The organism is Helicobacter trogontum (assembly GCF_000765905.2).
GTDB lineage: Bacteria > Campylobacterota > Campylobacteria > Campylobacterales > Helicobacteraceae > Helicobacter_A > Helicobacter_A trogontum.
This window is the reverse complement of the sequence record NZ_JRPL02000098.1, coordinates 1-789: the sequence shown is the minus strand read 5'-3', so window position 1 is coordinate 789 and position 789 is coordinate 1. Positions and strand designations below refer to the sequence as shown.

The 789-nt window shown below is 25.9% G+C and carries 1 pseudogene; it reads left to right on the top strand.

Annotation, left to right across the window (positions count from 1 at the left end):
- Positions 1 to 102 precede the first annotated feature (102 nt).
- Positions 103 to 532: pseudogene (locus tag LS81_RS12460) on the top strand (NYN domain-containing protein); the annotation flags it as partial.
- Positions 533 to 789 lie beyond the last annotated feature (257 nt).

Below are 789 nucleotides of genomic sequence, written 5' to 3'. Positions count from 1 at the left end.
AAATGAATGTATCGCAATATATGCGATTTAAAATTTTTAATACCTAATAAATTTAAGTATTGCATTGTATCAAATATTAAAATTCTTACCTTTTTATTTGCGACTTATAAATTTAAAAGTGAATTATTAAACCACCTAAGAAACAACCATATTTTGCTGTAAGGTTAGGTGAAATTGACGAAAATTCATTTCAATGGAAGTTTAGAGACTATGATAAATTTAAAAAAATCTACGCAAAGAAATTGACATTAGTGAATTGACTAATGAAGATTTTGTTTTAGATATTAGACAAAAAGGCGTAGATATGAAAATAGGGCTTGATATTGCAACTTTAGCAAATAAATACCAAGTAGAAAAAATCATTTTAATTACTGCAGATAGTGATTTTATTCCTGCTATAAAACACGCTAGAAGAGAAGGAATTATTGTTCAATTAGACCCTATGAGAGTTCCAGAAACCCAAATTCAAAAAGGTTTATTAGAACACATTGATACTCTTTCATCTGTTCTCATGAATAAAAATGGCAATTAACTACTGCTTTTTACTTTACTAGATAAATAACTGAAACAATCAATATCATTAAAAGAAAATATAAATTTATTATGTATATAAAACAATTATAATATATGTATATTATAATTGTAAAACATTGATATATAACATATATCATTAGGCATTGCTACTTCTTCCCAACTAATCCTTTTTTCTTGCAAAAATGATGGAATCCAGCATAAGTTCCTTTTTCATCTAAAAGTAGCCATGTAGCTCTTATGCTTAACTTTTTCTCT